18 protein-coding genes and 1 riboswitch are annotated in these 19,974 nt (G+C 55.0%); of the genes, 5 read left to right on the top strand and 13 right to left on the bottom strand.

The features are described from left to right. Positions 1–16: 16 nt before the first annotated feature. Positions 17–264, bottom strand: a riboswitch (cobalamin riboswitch). A gap of 126 nt (positions 265–390) precedes the next feature. Continuing rightward, positions 391–1,695 carry a PQQ-dependent sugar dehydrogenase gene (locus AQS70_RS04095; protein ID WP_055101649.1) on the top strand — a complete coding sequence of 435 codons (1,305 nt, stop codon included), beginning with the start codon at positions 391–393 and terminating at the stop codon, positions 1,693–1,695. A gap of 233 nt (positions 1,696–1,928) precedes the next feature. Here AQS70_RS04095 and AQS70_RS04090 read toward each other — a convergent pair whose 3' ends face one another. The 5 genes from AQS70_RS04090 to AQS70_RS04070 form a co-directional block, all read right to left on the bottom strand. Next, positions 1,929–2,468, bottom strand: a complete 540-nt coding sequence (locus AQS70_RS04090; RefSeq protein ID WP_055101648.1) for a C40 family peptidase — start codon at positions 2,466–2,468, stop codon at positions 1,929–1,931. A 143-nt stretch (positions 2,469–2,611) separates the two neighbouring features. Further along, a complete protein-coding gene (locus AQS70_RS04085) occupies positions 2,612–3,235 on the bottom strand; it encodes a C40 family peptidase (protein WP_055101647.1) in 624 nt (207 codons plus the stop codon). Positions 3,236–3,540: 305 nt separating this feature from the next. Then, positions 3,541–4,245, bottom strand: a complete 705-nt coding sequence (gene hda / locus AQS70_RS04080) for a DnaA regulatory inactivator Hda (RefSeq protein WP_055101646.1) — start codon at positions 4,243–4,245, stop codon at positions 3,541–3,543. Positions 4,246–4,479: 234 nt separating this feature from the next. Further along, complete coding sequence (locus tag AQS70_RS04075) at positions 4,480–5,553, bottom strand: AI-2E family transporter (protein WP_055101645.1); 1,074 nt, start codon at positions 5,551–5,553, stop codon at positions 4,480–4,482. 33 nt (positions 5,554–5,586) lie between these two features. Next, positions 5,587–6,588 (bottom strand): DUF2066 domain-containing protein, encoded by a 1,002-nt coding sequence (locus tag AQS70_RS04070; protein ID WP_055101644.1) that lies wholly within the window; start codon positions 6,586–6,588, stop codon positions 5,587–5,589. A gap of 384 nt (positions 6,589–6,972) precedes the next feature. Here AQS70_RS04070 and purM point away from each other — a divergent pair, with 384 nt between their 5' ends. The 4 genes from purM to AQS70_RS04050 all read left to right on the top strand — a co-directional run bounded on the left by purM (position 6,973) and on the right by AQS70_RS04050 (position 10,227). Continuing rightward, positions 6,973–8,031 (top strand): phosphoribosylformylglycinamidine cyclo-ligase, encoded by a 1,059-nt coding sequence (gene purM / locus AQS70_RS04065; RefSeq protein WP_055101643.1) that lies wholly within the window; start codon positions 6,973–6,975, stop codon positions 8,029–8,031. Further along, positions 8,031–8,681, top strand: coding sequence for a phosphoribosylglycinamide formyltransferase (gene purN / locus AQS70_RS04060; protein WP_055101642.1), 651 nt, complete (start codon positions 8,031–8,033; stop codon positions 8,679–8,681). The genes purM and purN overlap by 1 nt, the downstream gene beginning before the upstream one ends. An 8-nt stretch (positions 8,682–8,689) precedes the next feature. Next, positions 8,690–9,403, top strand: a complete 714-nt coding sequence (locus AQS70_RS04055; protein ID WP_055101641.1) for a DUF3108 domain-containing protein — start codon at positions 8,690–8,692, stop codon at positions 9,401–9,403. A 641-nt stretch (positions 9,404–10,044) separates the two neighbouring features. Continuing rightward, complete coding sequence (locus AQS70_RS04050; protein WP_055101640.1) at positions 10,045–10,227, top strand: hypothetical protein; 183 nt, start codon at positions 10,045–10,047, stop codon at positions 10,225–10,227. A 99-nt stretch (positions 10,228–10,326) separates the two neighbouring features. Here the strand turns inward: AQS70_RS04050 and AQS70_RS04045 are convergent, their stop codons facing one another. The 8 genes from AQS70_RS04045 to AQS70_RS04010 all read right to left on the bottom strand — a co-directional run bounded on the left by AQS70_RS04045 (position 10,327) and on the right by AQS70_RS04010 (position 19,823). After that, a complete protein-coding gene (locus AQS70_RS04045) occupies positions 10,327–11,271 on the bottom strand; it encodes a hypothetical protein (protein ID WP_156354994.1) in 945 nt (314 codons plus the stop codon). 125 nt (positions 11,272–11,396) lie between these two features. After that, positions 11,397–11,942: a DUF2058 domain-containing protein gene (locus tag AQS70_RS04040; protein ID WP_055101638.1), complete on the bottom strand. Its 546-nt coding sequence runs from the start codon at positions 11,940–11,942 to the stop codon at positions 11,397–11,399. Positions 11,943–11,964: 22 nt separating this feature from the next. After that, positions 11,965–12,798: a nucleoside triphosphate pyrophosphohydrolase gene (gene mazG / locus AQS70_RS04035; RefSeq protein WP_055101637.1), complete on the bottom strand. Its 834-nt coding sequence runs from the start codon at positions 12,796–12,798 to the stop codon at positions 11,965–11,967. Positions 12,799–12,901: 103 nt separating this feature from the next. Further along, positions 12,902–15,157, bottom strand: coding sequence for a GTP diphosphokinase (gene relA / locus AQS70_RS04030; RefSeq protein WP_055101636.1), 2,256 nt, complete (start codon positions 15,155–15,157; stop codon positions 12,902–12,904). A 106-nt stretch (positions 15,158–15,263) separates the two neighbouring features. Continuing rightward, positions 15,264–16,616: a 23S rRNA (uracil(1939)-C(5))-methyltransferase RlmD gene (gene rlmD, locus AQS70_RS04025; protein ID WP_055101635.1), complete on the bottom strand. Its 1,353-nt coding sequence runs from the start codon at positions 16,614–16,616 to the stop codon at positions 15,264–15,266. Further along, positions 16,616–17,518 (bottom strand): cysteine synthase CysM, encoded by a 903-nt coding sequence (cysM, locus tag AQS70_RS04020; RefSeq protein ID WP_055101634.1) that lies wholly within the window; start codon positions 17,516–17,518, stop codon positions 16,616–16,618. Before cysM ends, rlmD begins: the two co-directional genes overlap by 1 nt. Positions 17,519–17,749: 231 nt before the next feature. Next, positions 17,750–19,117 (bottom strand): sensor histidine kinase, encoded by a 1,368-nt coding sequence (locus AQS70_RS04015; RefSeq protein WP_055101633.1) that lies wholly within the window; start codon positions 19,115–19,117, stop codon positions 17,750–17,752. Further along, positions 19,107–19,823 carry a response regulator transcription factor gene (locus AQS70_RS04010; protein WP_055101632.1) on the bottom strand — a complete coding sequence of 239 codons (717 nt, stop codon included), beginning with the start codon at positions 19,821–19,823 and terminating at the stop codon, positions 19,107–19,109. The genes AQS70_RS04015 and AQS70_RS04010 overlap by 11 nt, the downstream gene beginning before the upstream one ends. Positions 19,824–19,974 lie beyond the last annotated feature (151 nt).

Here is a 19,974-nt window from a genome sequence, read left to right as displayed (position 1 = left end):
CCTTCGCCCGCCGCGAGGGTGCTGGATGGATCAGGCCGGTCTCCGGGCTCATGAGTGGGGCGTTTTTAATACCAAAACAGCGCCTAACCACGCGCCTTCCCGTGCGTTAAACACAGTGGCCTTGAGCGTGATGTTGACTCATTTACCGTTGCGGGGGCAGCGCCGGGATCAAAGCGGTTGCGTGGATTCAACACGCCCTCACCGGCTTCCCTGTTTCACTCGGCCAACCTTAAGTTGCAGAGCACCTGAAACAAGCCGCGAAGGTTAGAGGGTTGGGGGTGGAGCGTCAATTAAAGGTGCTGGCTGCATACCAAACAATGGCGATGACCTGAACCTTTGAACGGCTAGCCTTCTCTATGCCTAGTAAGCCTACTTTTCATGGAGATCGACATGCTCAAACGCCAGCACGCTGTTGTCATCGTTTTAGCGGCAGGGTTGGCTGCCTGCGGAGAACGTTCGACCCTGAACGTCGCGGACGGTACCGGCCCTTCGCCCACGCTGCCAGAACCAAACAAAACGCTTATTCCCACCGTCAACATCGCACCGGCGGTGGGCTGGGCCGAGGGGACCAAACCGATGGCCGCGCAAGGCTTGCAGGTGCAAGCGTTTGCCGAGGGGCTTGACCACCCACGCTGGCTGTATGTATTGCCCAATGGCGATGTATTAGTGGCCGAAAGCAATGCCCCCGCTAAACCCGATGGCAGCCAAGGCATTCGTGAATGGATAGCAGGCAAGGTGATGGGCCGCGCAGGAGCAGGCGTACCGAGCGCTAACCGGATCACACTGTTGCGAGACGCCGATCACGACGGCACAGCGGAAACTCGTACGGTATTTCTTGAGAACCTGAACTCGCCCTTCGGCATGACCCTAGTGGGTAATGATCTGTACGTAGCGGATGCCGACAAATTGTTGCGTTTCCCCTATCAGCCGGGCGAAACCTCTATTAGTGCGCAGCCGACCAAGATCATTGATTTGCCGAGCGGCCTAAATCACCACTGGACCAAAAACGTCATCGCCAGCCCCGACGGTAAAAAACTGTATGTGAGTGTGGGTTCGAACAGTAACGTCGGTGAAAACGGTATGGACATTGAAGAAGGCCGAGCGGCGATCTGGGAAGTTGACCCGACCACCGGAAACCATCGTATTTTTGCCTCGGGGCTGCGCAATCCCAATGGCATGGATTGGGAACCGAAGACCGGAAAACTCTGGACCGCCGTCAATGAACGCGACGAAATCGGCAGTGATTTAGTGCCCGATTACATTACGTCCGTACAGGACGGAGGCTTCTATGGCTGGCCTTACAGCTATTACGGGCAACACATCGACGTCAGGGTCAACCCGCAAAACACCGAATTGGTCGCCAAAGCCATTGCCCCCGACTATGCCGTAGGCCCGCATACCGCCTCGCTGGGTTTAAGTTTTGCTGAAAACAGCAAGCTGCCAAATTTTACCGAGGGCGCCTTTATTGGCCAACACGGCTCATGGAACCGCAAACCGCACAGTGGCTACAAAGTGATCTTCGTACCCTTTGCGGACGGCAAGCCGAACGGCATGCCCGTTGATGTACTGACGGGCTTTCTCAACACCGACGAAAAAGCCATGGGCCGGCCTGTGGGCGTCGTCATCGACAAACAAGGGGATTTGCTGGTAGCCGATGACACGGGTAACAAAGTCTGGCGAGTATCAGGCCAGTAACTCAAAACCTTTAGGAGATTCCCTGTCGTCCATACACTGCTGGCAGTCGTAACACCACCGCGCACGGTGTTTGGGTGCATCTCGTTTTTTGTAGCGGGACATTTGTCTGCTAACACACCCCGTGATGTCTTTTAAAATCAATAACTTACTTCATGTTTGATAAGAGCGAGCTTGCTCGCAATCTTTTAATCGTCTTACCCGACAGGACGCCGGGTAAGGCGCTTACATAGACGTTAAGGCAACCGCGCCAAATGCTGTTCGCTCGGCAGAACGCGCTTGGCATTGAGATAGGCTTTTTGCCAGTAGGCTTTGCTGAGGCTGTCTAGCTTAACCGTACCGCCTGTCGCAGGAGCATGAACGAAACGGCCTTCACCGACATAGATACCTGCGTGACTCACCTGGCTGCCGCCACTGGTGGCGAAAAACAGCAAGTCACCCGTTTGCAGTTGGTCTTTGCCGACATTCTGCGCCCTCATCACGATCATCTCGCGGGTGGTGCGCGGCAATGAAATACCCGCCATATCGTTGTAGACGTACTTGATCAAACCACTGCAATCAAAGCCTGAGTCCGGAGTATTGCCACCCCAGCGGTAAGGTGTCCCCACCAAGCCCAAAGCGCGAAATAGCACGTCGGCAGCCAACGGTGAGCCGTTATCAATCTGCTGGGTAACGGCGGGCTGTTTGACCACCACTGGGGTAGGGGCAGGACGATTGGCGCAAGCACTAAGCAGTGCAGCGAAAGTGATAAGGGCAACACGGGCCATGATCGACATAAACAGAATGTTCCTGATTCTGGATACGGCTACTGGGCCGCGAAACCCGAAGCCGCGACAGGAGGACCTTCGCGGCTTCAGGAATTTAACATTGCGACTGAATTCTAGCTCTTAGGAGCCAAACTTCAAGTAAGACTTTAACTTTACTTGCGAGCCACTACGCTCGCTGGCGCCATCGCCAAAGCACGCTTGGCTTCCATAAAGGTCTTGTTCCAGTAGGTATCGCCCAGGCTATCAATTCTGACCCCACCGCTGCGGCGGCTGCTGGAGTGAATAAACTGATCGTCGCCCAAGTAAATACCCGCGTGACTGACACGTCCGCGGCCATTGGTGCTGAAGAACAGTAGGTCACCTGGCTTGAGGTTATTACGCGAAACCAACGGGGCTTTTACGTTGATCATTTCCCGCGTAGAGCGTGGCAATTGCATGCCCGCTTCTTCTTTAAACAGGTAGCCGATAAAGCCACTGCAATCGAATCCAGCCTCAGACGTGCCACCAAAACGGTAACGAGTACCGATCAAGGACATGCCGCGCTCAAGAATGCTGTCAGCCAAGGCTGGCAGTTCGTAAGGCTTGCTGTTTTCGGAGAATTGAGCCAGTTCTTTTTCTGTCGCCAGTTCTTCCTGATCAATAGCGGAAGATTGCGAAGAAGGTGACTTTTGAACCTGAGATTCGACAACTTGTTGGGACACTGGCGTATGAGCAGCGCAGCCGAACAACAGGGTAACGAGTGCGAGAGGCACGAGGGGTGCGAAGCGCTTTAGCATGGGCACGACCGTGGCTTGTAGGAAAAGTAGCGGAGACTATGCCCTCTATGATCCTCATTTGCAAATTCAATCGAAAGAAATGTGACTTAGTCGATTTCACGTGGCATCTAAGGTTTTACACCCCTGACACTCGATTTTGCATCGCCCTCTTCTAGTGCGCGGGTTCACTGACGCCTGAAACTTTCTAAGCCCCGCACTCGCACAATGTTGTTGACTTAAAAACAACGCACCACTAGCCGTAGGAGCGAGCTTGCTCGCGATCTTTAAACATCAAAAAATCATCGCCGCACAACCCATTGAGCTGTTTACCAGCCGAGTGTTTCTTTTAAGAAGGGAATGGTCAGCTTGCGTTGCGCTTGCAAAGACGCCTGATCGAGGCGTTCAAGCAACTCAAACAATGCACTCATGCTGCGCGTACCGCGGGTCAAGATGAAATGCCCGACTTCATCCGTCAGGTGCAGCCCACGACGTGATGCACGCAATTGCAAGGCTCGTAGTTTGTCTTCGTCAGACAAGGGGCGCATTTGGAAAATCAGTGCCAAGGTGAGGCGCGATTTAAGGTCTGCTAGTTTGATCGGCAATTCACGCGGCGAAGCAGAAGCCGCAATTAACAAACGACGACCACTGTCACGTAGACGATTGAACAAGTGAAACAGCGCTTCTTCCCAATCAGCCCGTCCGGCGACGGCCTGGAGGTCATCCAGACACACCAGCTCGTATTGCTCTAAGTTATCGAGGATCTCAATCCCGCGATCCAGCAGCTCAGCCAGTGGTAAATACACAGCAGGCTCGCCCATCTGTTCAAACCGCAAGCATGCTGCCTGTAACAAGTGGGTACGGCCTACGCCATGCTTGCCCCAGAGATAAATCAGACTTTCGGTCCAGCCGGCGTCGGCTTCGCACAGACGTTCGACATAGCCGAGTGCAGCGGCATTGGCGCCTGGATAGTAATTGATAAAGGTAGCGTCATCTCGCAGACGCACACCTAGGGGCAGCTGAATCGGTTTCATGCTGACTGAACAGTTCAAACGAACCGTTAGTGGCCTCTGTGTAAAGTTTGCAAAGTTTATACCCGTGTAGCCGGGCGCACAATGTAACAGACCGCGAGCAAAATCAAAGGTTTACGCTAAAACATTGGAATTAATGAAGTTTCCTAATAGCGCGGCCCATGACTCACACATAAAAAGAGGCCGGTTCATCGCCACATGAACCGGCCTCTTTACTAACCGCCCAACACACCCACGCTACAACTCAGGCTCTTCATCACCTTTGTAAGCCCGCGAGTGCTTGTACAAATCGTGTACATGACGCACCAACACCATAATCACCGCCGCCACTGGCAAGGCCAGTAATACGCCAGCAAATCCAAACAACTCACCACCCGCCAGAATCGCGAAGATCACTGCCACCGGATGCAGGCCGATTCGGTCACCGACCAACAGCGGCGTCAGCACCATGCCCTCTAGCGCCTGCCCCACCATAAAGACCGCGACAATGCCGAGCATCGGATACAAGTCGCCGCCAAACTGAAACAAGCCTGCTATCAGCGCCGCGCCAATACCCACAATAAAGCCCATGTACGGCACGATAGACGCAAGCCCTGCTAACAAGCCAATCAACAGCCCCAGCTCAAGCCCCAGCAACATCAGACCCGCTGAATAAATCACACCCAGCGCCAGCATCACCAGTAACTGGCCACGGACAAAGGCGCCCAGTACGTCGTGGCATTCCGTGGCCAGCGACACAATCTGCTGCTCGCGATCACGCGGTAACAGGCCGCGGATTTTGGCTAACAAAATGTCCCAGTCACGCAGCAGGTAAAAAGCCACTACCGGAATCAGCACCAAATTGACCAAAAAGCCAACCAACGCCAAGCTCGAAGCCGTTGCCCGTGACAGCACTACGCCTGCAATGTCACCCGCCTGCCCCATGTGCGTGCTGATCGTGGCTTTGATCTTGTCGAAGTTCCAGAATCCGTCGCTCAACCCGAACTTGGTTTGCACCCAAGGCAAAGCGGTATTTTGCAACCAGTCCAAGACCTGCGGAGCCAGTTGATAGAGCTTCATCAACTGCTTAGCCAACATCGGCATTAGCACCACCATCAACGCCACCAGAATGACGGTGAATAGGGCAAATACCGAGATCGTGCCCCACGTTCTTGAAAGCCCGACTTTTTCTAGACGATCAACCATGGGGTCGAACATGTAAGCAAGCAGCATCGCGATCAAAAAAGGCGTCAGTATCGTGTGCAAGAAGAACACAAATAGCACTGCCACCAGCGCTACCCCAAACCACACCCACAGCCGCGAAGCCCTCATAAACACCCGCCCTTATATATAGAAGAGAAAAACCTACCAGCTAAAGAGCAACTGCGGCCCCGCAGCTGCGCCCGGTGCTTGATCCGCCGGCACTTCATGCATCTGCGCAAGCGTCAGTTGCGAACGCAATTGTTCAGCACTGCCGTTTACCTGATACACGATACGATCACCGTCGACGCTGATAAGTTGCCCACCAAACGGTTCGAGCAAACGATTTAATTGAGCGTAGCGCGCAAGCGTCATGCCTTGCACTTCAAGTAGCTGTTGCGTAGAGACGCCCGGTTTTACCGCGTAACGTGGGGCGAGTCGCTCGCTGACCTGCAACAGAACGTCATCGGCCAGCGCGGCTTGATCAGGGCCCGTAGCGCTGCCTTGCTCTTGTTGATCGCCAATCCATAAGCGCCACTTGGCTTGCCATTGGCCACTGTCTTCATGAGCATGCACTGCCAACAGCGCGTCAGCCCCATAGCGTTCGGAAGCCTCTTTTAAAGGGGCTGGATTAGAACCTTCAAGGTTTTCAGCGGTGCCCACCAACTGCTCGCTTAAATCTGCCAACGGCAGTCGAAGCGGCAGGCCACGGTGTTGCGCGGCACGGCGTAATGGCTCGGCAGCCGATTGGCCGTCACCGACTAGGCTGGAACCGTCAACCGAATCGTTCAACCACCAGCCCAACAATGCAGGGCGGTTGGTGCCCCACAGCGACAAACCCGCTTCACGCAGGGCGCGATCAGTACTCACAGGGTCGAAGTCGACTTGCAAGGACTCAGGCGGACCTGCGTCATAGCCGTATTGGCTGATGATTTGCTGAGGATCTTTACGGATCGCTTCCAAGGCTGGGCTTTGTGCCGCCTTGGCGTTCCCGGTCAAGCGCACCACTAAGGTTTGCAGCGCTTTTTGCGTCGCTTGCGCTCGCTCGTCAGGGGACTGGCTAGTCACCGGCTCACGCACTTGATAAAGACCTGTCAGGATTTCGGCATGACTCGCTAGGCTAAAAAAGGACAAACAGCCCACGGCTACTAATTGATGAAAACGCATGAAAGATTCCCGACGGCAAAAAAAGGGCATTAAAAGGCCGTTTATAAAATTCAATACCGCTTGAGACAGGCCGCCAGCCAGATCATTCAAGTACGTATCGCAGAATTCATAGGCCCCGACAAAATCAGAACTTAGCGGGTATACCTTATACAGCGTCACGCAAAGCAGCCAGTACGACTAAAAAAGGTTTTTTTCGACAGATATAACCCTGCCTGTCGGCCCGAGGATGGCCGCTGCCCTTCAAGCCTGATAAAATCGCGCGCCTTCGCAGACCGGCCGCAGCCGGGCACTCTGCAAATGCTCTGTTTTAAACCCTGAGCACTTGCAAGCAGGCCCGCTAAGATCGGTCGATACCCCCGAATCCCTCCCCTAAAGGCCTGGATCATGAGCAAGCAACCCTCCCTGAGCTACAAGGACGCCGGTGTAGACATCGACGCCGGTGAAGCATTGGTCGAACGCATCAAGAGCGTAGCCAAGCGCACTGCGCGCCCTGAAGTGATGGGCGGCCTTGGCGGTTTTGGCGCCCTGTGCGAAATCCCGGCGGGTTACAAGCAACCTGTTCTGGTTTCCGGTACCGACGGTGTAGGCACCAAGCTGCGTCTGGCCCTGAACCTGAACAAACACGACAGCATCGGCATCGACCTGGTTGCCATGTGCGTTAACGACCTGATCGTGTGCGGCGCAGAACCTCTGTTCTTCCTCGACTACTACGCCACCGGCAAGCTCAACGTAGAGACGGCGACCCAAGTAGTGACCGGCATCGGCGCTGGCTGCGAATTGTCCGGTTGCTCGCTGGTAGGCGGCGAAACCGCAGAAATGCCTGGCATGTACGAAGGCGAAGACTACGACTTGGCCGGTTTCTGTGTTGGCGTAGTCGAAAAGTCTGAAATCATCGACGGCTCCAAAGTCGCTGCCGGTGATGCCCTGCTCGCGCTGCCATCGTCGGGCCCGCACTCTAACGGTTACTCGTTGATCCGCAAGATCATCGAAGTGTCTGGCGCAGACATCGAAAACATCCAGCTCGATGGCAAACCGCTGACCGATCTACTGATGGCTCCTACCCGCATCTACGTTAAGCCGTTGCTAAAGCTGATCAAAGAAACCGGCGTGGTAAAAGCCATGGCTCACATCACCGGTGGCGGCCTGCTCGACAACATCCCGCGCGTTCTGCCTAAAGGCGCTCAAGCGGTAGTTGACGTCGCCAGCTGGCAGCGTCCTGCGGTCTTCAACTGGCTGCAAGAAAAAGGCAACGTGAACGAAACCGAAATGCACCGCGTGCTGAACTGCGGCGTAGGCATGGTAATTTGCGTGGCTCAGGCCGATGTTGAAACCGCGTTGAACGTTCTGCGTGAAGCGGGCGAACAACCTTGGGTGATCGGCCAGATCGCAACGGCCGCCGAAGGCGCACCGCAAGTTGAGCTGCAAAACCTCAAGGCGCACTAATGCCTGATACCTGTGATGTAGTGGTGCTGCTTTCCGGCACCGGCAGCAACTTGCAGGCCTTGATCAACAGCGTTGAGCCTGAGAACAGCCCGGTCAAGATCCGCGCGGTGATCTCTAACCGCGAAGATGCCTACGGCCTGCAACGCGCCAAAGACGCGGGTATCGACACCCACGTACTGGATCACACAGCATTCGAGGGCCGCGAGGCCTTCGATGCTGCACTGATCGAAGTCATTGATACCTTCAACCCGCAACTGGTGGTTTTGGCCGGATTCATGCGCATCCTCAGCGCAAACTTCGTGCGTCACTATCAGGGTCGCCTGCTCAACATCCACCCTTCTCTGCTGCCCAAGTACAAAGGTTTGCATACGCATCAGCGTGCTTTGGAAGCGGGTGACAGCGAGCATGGTTGTAGCGTGCACTTTGTCACCGAGGAACTCGATGGCGGGCCTCTGGTCGTACAAGCAGTCATTGCGATAGAGTCCGACGACTCGCCGCACAGTCTGGCGCAACGGGTTCACACCCAAGAGCACCTGATTTATCCGCTTGCAGTGCGCTGGTTTGCCGAAGGTCGCTTGTCTCTTGACGAGCAAGGCGCATTATTAGACGGTCAATTACTCGCGGCCAGCGGCCACTTGATACGAACCTAGGAGAAATTATGCGTCGTGCCCTGCTCCTCGCCCTGAGCCTGCTGGCTGTCCCAGCAGTGCAAGCGGCCGAACTCCATCCTTTCCAGGCCAGCTACACGGCTGACTGGAAGCAGCTACCCATGAGTGGCTCTGCCGAGCGCAGCTTGGTCAAGAATGACAACGGCAATTGGACCTTGAACTTCAAGGCTTCGATGATGATTGCCAGCCTGACTGAATCCAGTACCTTCGCCTTCAAAAACGACAGCCTGATACCGCAGTCTTACAGCTTCGAGCGTGGCGGCTTGGGTAAATCCAAGAACGTCAGCCTAGACTTCGACTGGGCCACAAACATGGTCACCGGCACCGATAACAAAGACGCAGTCAAAGTGCCACTGCTCAGCGGTATGCTCGACAAATCGACTTACCAGTTGGCGTTGCAACGCGATGTCGTAGCAGGCAAAAAGAGCATGAGCTACCAAGTAGTTGATGGTAACGACGTCGATACCTATGACTTTCGCGTCATAGGCTCAGAGGTCGTCGACACCAAAGCTGGCAAGGTAGACGCCATCAAGGTGGAGCGCGTTCGCGATCCGACACAAAACAAGCGCATCACTGAAATGTGGTTCGCTAAAAATTGGGAAGGCTTGCTGGTCAAGCTGCGTCAAGTTGAAAAAGACGGCAAGGAATACAACATCATGCTGCAAGACGGCACGGTGAACGGCCAGGCTGTTAAAGGTAATTAAGGCAGCTACAAGCCTTGAGCTGTACCCGTCATGAAAACCCCGCTTCGGCGGGGTTTTTCGTTAAAACGGCGCAACCCACTTCTCGTAGGAACTGCAGAAGGCTGCAAGCTTGGACTTTAAAGATCAAAAGATCGCAGCCTGCGGCAGCTCCTACATTTATAAGCCCACAAACTCCCCCGTAGGAGCTGCCGAAGGCTGCAAGCTTGGGCTTTAAAGATCAAAAGATCGCAGCCTGCGGCTGCTCCTACATTTATAAGCCCACAAACTCCCCCGTAGGAGCTGCCGTAGGCTGCGAGCTTGGGCGTTAAAGATCAAAAGATCGCAGCCTGCGGCTGCTCCTACACAGCTATCCGTCAGCCATTGTGATTCAAATGCCCACTTGGACAGGTCAATCAGAACCTTGGGCGAGGGGCATTTTCTACAGATAACCGAGTTCAATGAGTCGCCAATCATGAAACTTTTGTCATAAAACCAATCCTAAAAACGCTAAACACCCCGTATTTAAAGGGCTTCAGGCATTTTTCGTTTTTTATCAAAATGACAGCACGACAATTAGCTATTTACTTAGGAAGCTAACAAATTCTATAAAGAAGGCCTGCGACGTCTTGCCGCAGACCCTTACTAGAATTTGGAGCAAGCAGATGACTATCAAAGTAACTGAGCGCGACGATTCACGTATGTTCCACCAGTTGGTTGCCCATGGCGTTCATCTGTGGGACGTTCATCAGGAAGACGTATTGGTCGGTATGTTCCACCGCGAGAGCGACGCTCGAGACTACAAAGCCGAGCTGGAAAAGCTTGAAGCGCAAAAAAGCAAAGCGTAAGCAGTGAAATTACAGTCTTGAAAAACGCACCCCCCGCAGCCGCGGGGGGTGTTTTTAAGTAACCCACGCGCCGATTACTCCAGCGCACCCATAAAGGCCTTACGCAACGTTAATGTGCACCATGTGAATATTGTTATCGACGCGTACCGTGGGCAATTTATTAGTAATACGGCCATTCACAACGGTAACTGCTTCACACATCCCCGCGCCCATCCCGTCATTTCTGAACGCAAATTGAAGACTTTCGAGGTGTTGCTTCTCTCGATCAAACTCCATACCGCAGGCTATTATAAAGTCGAGCTTTGAATTCCAATCGGTGTATTCATTCTCACGCTCTTGGTTACCGACTACCGCATAATCAAGGCATAAATCTATGCTGATAGGGCAGCGCTCAACAAAGTCATTTTTAAATATAGTTCTGTAGCCCGCCGCCGTATTAGACTCAGCCAACGATGAACTTTTATTTTTCACCTTTATCGTGACACCTTCGGCAAGTTCAAAAAACCAATAGTTCGAATCGCCTTTTTTGTTATTTCCAAAATCAATACCAGACACATACCGCTTTGGCCACATCACCAATGATGATTTGCCCAGCGCGTTTTGGCTTGCGTTGCTACCGGCCAATAAATAATTAATAACTTCAAAGTGCGTGCCCGTTGTACTTTCGACTTCAGCAAGCGTCGCACAGGTGCCTGCCAGCACCGCCAAATGCCCATGGGTACTAACAGGAAAGCTATCCAGTAAGTGGCTTACACATTCCGAAATTCGTTCAAAACACGTATCACTCAGTGCCAATAACTCTTCACGACTCGCCACCGCAGACCACGGGACATTCCAAAAAAATTCGGGCAGCACAAAAAACAAACACTCACTATTAGCGTTGTCTTGATGCACAACAGCCAATGCAGACTTAATTTTTTCAGCCATATATTGAGTACGCCGCTCAAGCTCTCGCTCAACATACTCAATGATGGATTGGCCAGGCGATCTCGGCAAAGAGAACTCAGAATTAAAAGTCGCCTGCTGGAGTAATGCAACGCTCACATACATATCAATACCTGACCACGTTAATTAATGAAGACTTAGGAGAAGCGTAGTGTCTCGCTTCTCCTTTCGCTTATTAACCCAGCGCTCAAAGTATTAATGCATGTGTAACCACTAACGCCTTGTTACCACATTAAGTCGTCAGGGATCTGATACGCCGCGTACGGATCGTCTTCTTCGGGTGTTTTCGACTCCACCAGCACGTTTAACTGAACAATACGCCGCGGGTCACGCTCTTGAATTTTCAGTGCCGCCTCACGCGGGATCACTTCATAACCGCCTTGGTGCTGCACAATGGCCAGCGACCCATTGGCCAGCTTATTGCGCATTAAGGTGTTGACCGATAGGCGCTTGACCTTTTTGTCGTCGACAAAGTTGTAGTAGTCCTCGGTGTTCAGCTTGGGCACGCGTGACACTTCGATCAATTGTTTGATCTGGGCGGCACGGGCCTTTTGCTCGGCCTTTTCTTGCTGCTGGCGGTTAAGCTCCTGATCTCGCTTGAGCTTCTCAGCCTTGGCTTCAGCCGCCAGACGCTGCTGGGTGTCATCCAGTTCGGCTTGGCCTTTGTGGGCCAAGCGCTGCTGCTTCTGCTTTTCTTTGCCGGCCTGCTTGGCCTGCTTTTCATTGACCAGTCCGGCTTTGAGCAACTGGTCGCGTAGGGAAATGCTCATCTGCTTACTCACTTAGGCAAACTCAGCCGCAGCTGGGTAAATTCTTTTCCTGACGCTTGGCTTCGCCCCACAGAGCGTCCAAGTCTTCAAGGGTGCAATCTTCAATGGGACGCAGGGTATCGCGCAATGCTTGCTCGATAAACCGGAAACGTCGGTCAAATTTTGCATTCGCACCACGCAGGGCGGTTTCTGGATCAACTTTTAAGTGCCGCGCCAGATTCACCACCGAAAACAACAAGTCGCCGACTTCGTCATGGATCGCTGCCGAATCATCATCGGCCATGGCTTCCAGCACTTCGTCCAGCTCTTCACGCACCTTGTCTAACACCGGCAAAGCCCCAGGCCAGTCAAAGCCGACCTGGGCCGCGCGTTTTTGTAACTTGGCCGCACGTGACAAGGCAGGCAGTGCCGTTGGTACATCATCAAGCAGCGACAACTGCTGCGGCGCGTGCGCTTTTTCGGCGCGCTCATGCGCTTTGATTTCTTCCCAACGCAGCTTGACCTGCTCTTCGCTCAAGCGCGGCACGTCTAGGGATGCGTAAAGATCGCCGGTCGGGAACACGTGGGGATGGCGGCGAATCAGCTTGCGAGTGATGCTGTCGATCACTCCGGCAAATTCAAAACGCCCTTCCTCGCGGGCCAACTGGCTGTAATACACCACTTGAAACAGTAGATCGCCCAGCTCGCCCTGCAAGTGCTCAAAGTCGCTGCGCTCGATAGCGTCAGCCACTTCATAGGCTTCTTCGAGGGTATGCGGCACGATGGTCGCGTAGGTTTGTTTGATATCCCACGGGCAGCCGTACTGCGGATCACGCAGGCGGGACATGAGGTTTAGCAAGTCGTCGAGGGTGTACATCATTAATCCTTGTGCAAAACCCTGCTGGAGGCGCCAGCTCGCGATCCTTTTAAGATCAAAAGATCGCGAGGCAAGCTCGCTCCTACAATTTCACCCGGCGTGTTTAGCGCGGCTCACTCCGCCCGATACGGCGGGTTTCGATGATATTGGGCAGTTGCGAAATACGCCCTAGCAAACGCCCCAACGCATCAAGCCCCGGGATCTCGATGGTCAAGGACATCAACGCGGTGTTGTCCTCTTTGTTCGAGCGGGTGTTGACCGCCAATACGTTGATTCGCTCGTTAAGCAGAACTTGTGACACATCACGCAACAAGCCCGAACGGTCGTAGGCACGAATTTCGATATCGACCGGGTAGGTCGACACTGGAATCGGCCCCCAATTGACCTGAATGATGCGTTCCGGCTCACGGCTGCTCAGTTGCAGCACCGAGGCGCAATCCTGACGGTGAATGCTCACGCCACGCCCTTGGGTGATGTAACCGACAATCGCATCGCCCGGCAGTGGTTGGCAGCAGCCGGCCATTTGGGTCAACAGGTTGCCCACGCCTTCGATCTGGATGTCTCCACGCTTACCTGGCTTATAGCCGGTGGCTTTACGCGGAATCAGTTCGATCTGCTCGTTGCCGCGCTCTGGGTCGACCAGTTGCTGCGCAAGATTGATCAATTGGGCCAAGCGCAAATCGCCCGCACCCAATGCCGCGAACATGTCCTCGGCGGTTTTCATGTTGGCTTTGTCAGCGAGCTTCTCGTAGTCAACCGCTGGCAAGCCCAAGCGGCCCAGCTCGCGCTCAAGCAAGGTTTTACCGGCCAAGACGTTTTGATCACGGGCCTGCAATTTAAACCAGTGAACAATCTTCGCCCGCGCCCGCGAGGTGGTGACGTAGCCCAAGTTCGAGTTCAGCCAGTCGCGGCTGGGTGTGCCGTGTTTGCTGGTGATGATCTCAACTTGCTCGCCGGTTTGCAGGCTGTAGTTGAGCGGTACGATGCGCCCGTTGATCTTGGCGCCACGGCAGTTATGGCCGATCTCGGTGTGTACGCGATAGGCGAAGTCCAGCGGGGTTGCACCCTTGGGCAAGTCGATGGCATGCCCGTCCGGGGTGAAGATATAGACCCGGTCTGGCTCGATATCGACGCGTAACTGATCGGCCAAACCGCCGATATCCCCTAGTTCTTCGTGCCACTCCAGGACTTGGCGCAGCCACGAAATTTTCTCTTCGTACTGGTTAGACCCGGCTTTAACGTCGGTGCCCTTATAGCGCCAGTGCGCACACACGCCCAGCTCAGCCTCTTCGTGCATCGCATGGGTGCGGATTTGTACTTCCAGCACCTTGCCTTCAGGCCCAATAACCGCAGTGTGCAGCGAGCGGTAGCCGTTCTCTTTGGGGTTGGCGATGTAGTCGTCGAACTCTTTGGGAATGTGCCGCCACAGGGTATGAACGATGCCCAATGCGGTGTAGCAATCGCGCATTTCCGGGACCAGAACCCGCACAGCGCGCACGTCATAGATCTGGCTAAAAGCCAGACCCTTGCGCTGCATTTTGCGCCAGATCGAATAGATGTGTTTGGCCCGACCGCTGATATCAGCGTCGGTCACCCCAGTGGCCTCAAGCTCGGTGCGTAACTGGTTCATCACATCGCTGATAAAACGCTCACGGTCTAAGCGGCGCTCATGCAGCAAGGTGGCGATTTGTTTGTACTGCTCTGGCTCCAGATAGCGGAAGGACAAGTCCTCCAGCTCCCACTTGATGTGGCCAATCCCTAAGCGGTGCGCCAGCGGCGCATAAATATCGAAAACCTCACGGGCAACGCGGGTGCGTTTTTCGTCCGTGGCATTTTTGACTTCTCGAATCGCGCACGTGCGTTCGGCCAGTTTGATCAGTGCCACTCGCACGTCATCAACCATCGCCACCAGCATTTTGCGCAGGTTCTCAACCTGCGCCTGAGAGCCCAATACCATGGATTGACGAGGGCTGAGGCTGGCGCTGATAGCCGCCATGCGCAACACGCCATCAATCAATTTGGCGACAACCGGGCCAAAGCGCTGGCTGACGGCGGGCAGCAAGATTTGCCCTTCGCGCACGCCGCGATACAAAATCGCCGCCACCAGCGAATCTTGATCCAGCTTCAGATCGGCGAGGATTTCAGCAATTTCTAACCCAGTGCGAAAACTCGACGTCCCTTCAGACCATCGGTTTTTTGCTGCATTGGCCTGCTGCTCAGCCTCACGTGCGAACTCACACGCTTGCTTCAAGGCTTCGCGGTCCAGTGCTACATCGACACTCACCGCATGATCAAGCCATGCTTCGAGGTTGAGACTGCCGTCAGTGTTGATCGGCTGGTGTGCTCTGACCTGTACCATCTTGCTTACCTTCCCTACGGGGCACGTTCAATGCACCGATATACCGACCCGAATCCCAACCACACGCTCCGGGGTCAAGCGGCATGTGGTTGCGGGCCCGTCGAACCTAATCTGCTTCAAATAACGCCATCGCCTCGACATGCGCGGTTTGCGGGAACATATCGAGGATTCCGGCACGTTTTAACCGATATCCCTGTTTCATCAATTCAACCGTGTCGCGAGCCAGCGTAGCCGGGTTACACGACACGTACACCAAACGTTTGGCCCCTAGGCCCGAGAGCTTGCGCACTACCTCGAAGGCGCCATCGCGCGGCGGGTCTAAGAGTACAGCGGCAAAGCCCTGTTTGGCCCACGTCGCGTCCACTAAAGGCTGCGACAGATCGGCCTGAAAAAACGCTGCATTATGCAGCTTGTTACTGGCCGCGTTTTGCGCGGCACGTTCGACCATCGTCTTAACCCCTTCGACGGCCACCACCTCGCGCACTTGACGCGCCAGTGGCAATGCGAAATTACCCAGCCCGCAGAACAAGTCAAGAACCCGTTCGTCAGCCTGCGGCGCCAGCCACTCTAGCGCTTGTGCGACCATGGCTTCGTTAACCCCGGCGTTGACTTGAACAAAGTCACCCGGCCGATACGCTAATTCCAGATCCCATTGCTGTAAACGGTAGCCCAAGGTCTGCGTCAAATCGACCGGCTGTGGCTCGGCGTCGCCATGAAGCCACAATTGAGCCTGATGGGTGGAGCAAAAATCCTTTAAAACCTGCACGTCAGTGTCGTTAAGCGGCGCCATATGGCGCAGCAACACAGCATTTGCCGAACCGCTGAACAGTTCGACATGCCCTAAGGCTTTCGGATTGCTCAACTGGCGCAGCATGCTCGGCAAACCGCTCATGATAGGTTGCAAAGCCTGTACCAGAACCAAACAGTGGTCGATGGCCACGATGTCTTGGCTGCCCGCTGCACGAAACCCGACATCTAAGCGCTTGGCCCGGGCATCCCAGCGCACCGCAATACGCGCCCGACGACGGTAGCCAAACTCTGGCCCGGTCAACGGCGGTGCCCATTCGTCAGGCTCAACACCGGCGACGCGGGTCAGTTGCTCGGCGAGCATGCGCTGTTTCAGTGCAAGCTGCTCGTCGTGAGGCAGATGTTGCAGGCTGCACCCGCCGCACTTGCCTGCATGCACACAGGGCGGCTCGCGACGACTGGCGTTGGCAGTGAATACCCGCTCAGTGCGGGCCTCAACCACTTTGCCGTGGGCACCCAATACACGGGCTTCGACGTCTTCACCGGCCAAAGCCCCCGACACAAACCAGGTACGGCCTTGTAAAAAGGCAATACCGCGGCCGTCATTGGCTAAGCGTTCAATACTCAAACGCTGCTTTTTACCCGTCGGTACTTGCGGCGTTTTGGTGCCGCCAGTGGGCTGGAAGCGCAGCCCTCTCTCTTGCTTAGCCATTAGTTGGGCGCATCGTAAATGCCAGTCGATAAGTAACGGTCGCCACGGTCGCAAATGATGCCGACAATCACGGCGTTTTCTACTTCTTGAGACAGGCGCAACATAGCGGCTACTGCACCGCCTGATGACACGCCGCAAAAAATACCTTCTTCGCGAGCCAGACGGCGCATCACGTCTTCAGCTTCTTGCTGAGCCATGTCGACAATCCGATCAACACGCTCGGCTTGATAGATTTTTGGTAGGTACTCAACTGGCCAGCGACGAATACCAGGGATGGCAGCGCCTTCCATCGGTTGCAAACCGACGATCTGCACCGCTGGGTTTTGCTCTTTGAGGTATCGCGAAACCCCCATGATGGTACCCGTGGTGCCCATCGAACTGACGAAGTGGGTAACCGTACCTTGGGTCTGGCGCCAGATTTCTGGGCCCGTGGACGTGTAATGGGCCTCTGGGTTATCACCGTTGGCGAACTGGTCGAGCACTTTGCCACGACCTTCGGCCTGAAGCTTATCGGCCAAGTCACGAGCACCTTCCATGCCCTCTTCTTGACTGACCAGGATCAGCTCGGCGCCATAAGCGGTCATGGCCGCTTTGCGCTCAGCGCTCGAATTGTCAGGCATGATCAGGAGCATCTTGTAACCCTTGATCGCAGCGGCCATTGCCAACGCAATACCGGTGTTGCCCGAGGTGGCTTCGATCAAGGTATCGCCCGACTGGATCTGCCCACGCAATTCAGCGCGGGTAATCATCGACAACGCGGGGCGATCCTTGACTGAGCCTGCCGGGTTATTCCCTTCGAGCTTGAGCAATAAGGTGTTAGTCGTGTTCCCGGCAAGGCGCTGCACGCGCACCAGCGGGGTGTTACCGATGCAATCGGCAATAGTGGGGTACTGCAATGTCATGGCGTATTCGCAATCCAGACCGCGGGGGCGCACATCATACCGACAAACGCCGACAGCCCATATCACGCAAAGAACAAAGCTTATGGCTAAAAGCTATAAGGCAAGCCTAGCCTGCTTTGCGTAGGCTCTGTTTTTTGAATGTAAAGATCGCAGCCTGCGGGCTAGGTTTGATCGTGGCTGCGTAGGAGCTGCCGAAGGCTGCGATCTTTTGCTTTTAACCTACAGCAACCCCTAGCGATTAGGTTGCTCTGCGCAAGGCAGCCGCAGATGGACGCGCAAACCGTGCTCGGTGTTTTGCGCCCATAAGCTGCCACCCTGCACGCGCAAGGCATTACGCGCGATGCTCAGACCAAGGCCAAATCCGCCATCCCCCGGGCGCGAGCCGTCAAGGCGGATAAACGGCGCAAAGATCCGTTCCAGCGCTTGAGGGGCAACACCCCCACCTTGATCGTCAAGCCATAAGTGCCATTCATCACCTTCGCGCTGACCATTTAGGCTGACGATGCCATCGGCTGGAGAGTGGCGAATGGCATTGCGCAGAATATTCTCCAACGCCTGCGCCAAGCTGTTGAGGTGGCCGTTGACCCAGCAGTCGGCCTCAACGCCGCACGGTAAGCGTGACTCCGACCAGCCACTTTCAAAGCGCGCATTTTCGGTCAGCATCTCCCACAACGCCAGAATCTGAATCCTTTCCATCGGCAGTGGCCCGCGCTCCGCATCCAGCCAGGCCAGTTGTAAGGTGTCTTCTACCAGGCGCTGCATGCCGTCGACTTCACGGCTCAAACGCTCGCGCAGGGCTTCAACGCTTTGCTCGCTGTCACACGCGACGCGCAAGCGGCTCAACGGCGTACGCAGCTCATGGGACAGGTCGCGCAGGAGTTGTTGCTGTTGGCTGACCGTGCTTTGCAGACGCTCAGACATTTGATCGAACGCACGGCCCAACTCGCCCAATTCGTCCTGACGGCTGGTGGTCTGGCTCGACAGCCGGACGCCCAACTGGTCTGCGCGCCAAGCATTGGCCTGCTCTCGCAACTGGTTCAGCGGCACAATCAGTAAACGGTAAAGCCCCACGCACAGCAGCAGCGTGATTAGACCCGGGATCACCCCATTGATCAGGATGCGCCACACTAACTGCGAACGCCCTGGCATGTAACGCTGCGGCAGCTCTATGACTAAGTAACCGGCTGAGGGGTCTTTAGGAAATGGCACTTTGAGCCAAGGACGCGTTCGATTGACGTGGCTGATGGGCCAATCCAACCCGCGCAGAAAGGTCATGCGCTGGGCTTCGAGTTCATTCAACGGGTAGCTGCTCAGCGCCTGTAAGTCTTGGCCGACCACGCCCACCCAGCCATGTTCGGTTTTCCCAACGGTTTGCAACCATTGATCGACACCCACTTGTTGGCCCTGATTCCAAGCTTGCTCGGCTTGGGCGGCGTAACGGATCAACGTGCTCTTGGCCTCATCGCTTAAATAGCCAGTGCGTTTGTCCATGTACCGCCCCCAGGACCAACTGAGCCATATCATCAGCAAACAAAAAGCCACCAGCAAACACGCCAGCTTCCAAAACACCGAGTGCTTGCTAGGCAGCTTAGGACGCATCGTTTTCGCTCAAAACATAGCCCTTGCCCCACACCGTGCGCACGGTTCGCTCGTGATAGCCAATGGCCTTGAGCTTGCGCCGGATTTGGCTGATGTGCATGTCTAAACTGCGGTCATGAGCCGAGTAGCCGCGTTGTAAGACCTGTTGATAGAGAAACGCCTTACTCAACACTTCATCTGTGTTGCGTTGCAGGGTGTCGAGCAAGCGGTATTCGCTGCGCGTCAGCCCGGCCCATTGCTGGCCATAGCGCACGTCCCCAACGCTGTCATCGAATATCAGCGCGCCCTCGACCAATGCTGGAGCCGGTGGCGACATGCGATCCAGCGCCACCCGGCGCAAGATGGCCTGAATCCGTACGCTTAACTCCGCCATGCTGAAAGGCTTGGGCAAGTAGTCATCGGCGCCCAACTGAAACCCGCTAATACGGTCAGCTTCAGCCCCCAACGCCGACATCAAAATAACCGGCAACGCATGGGTTTGACGCAACTGCGTGAGCACCTGCAAGCCGTTCATGCCCGGTAGCAGAATGTCCATCAGCACCACATCAAAAGGCTCATGGGTGGCGCGGCTCAAACCTTCTTGACCATTTTGGCACCACACCACCTCAAACCCGCTGCGCGCCAATTGCTCATGCAAATAGGCACCCAAAATGGGGTCATCTTCAATGGCCAAAAGGCGCGGGGGTTGAGCGATTACGTGATTCATTAGCGTCTGCAAGTCATTCTCAGTCGCCGATTATTAAAGATTGAGCCTGCACGAGCAACAGACAAGGCCGCTGCACGGCTGATTAGTAAGCCCTAGGCGCCTACACGCTAAATTTACAAAGGTTTGCCTTGTATCAAATGGCTACACTGCG

The sequence above is a fragment of the Pseudomonas endophytica genome (assembly GCF_001411475.1).
Lineage (GTDB): Bacteria > Pseudomonadota > Gammaproteobacteria > Pseudomonadales > Pseudomonadaceae > Aquipseudomonas > Aquipseudomonas endophytica.
This window is presented reverse-complemented; position numbering and strand designations above follow the sequence as displayed.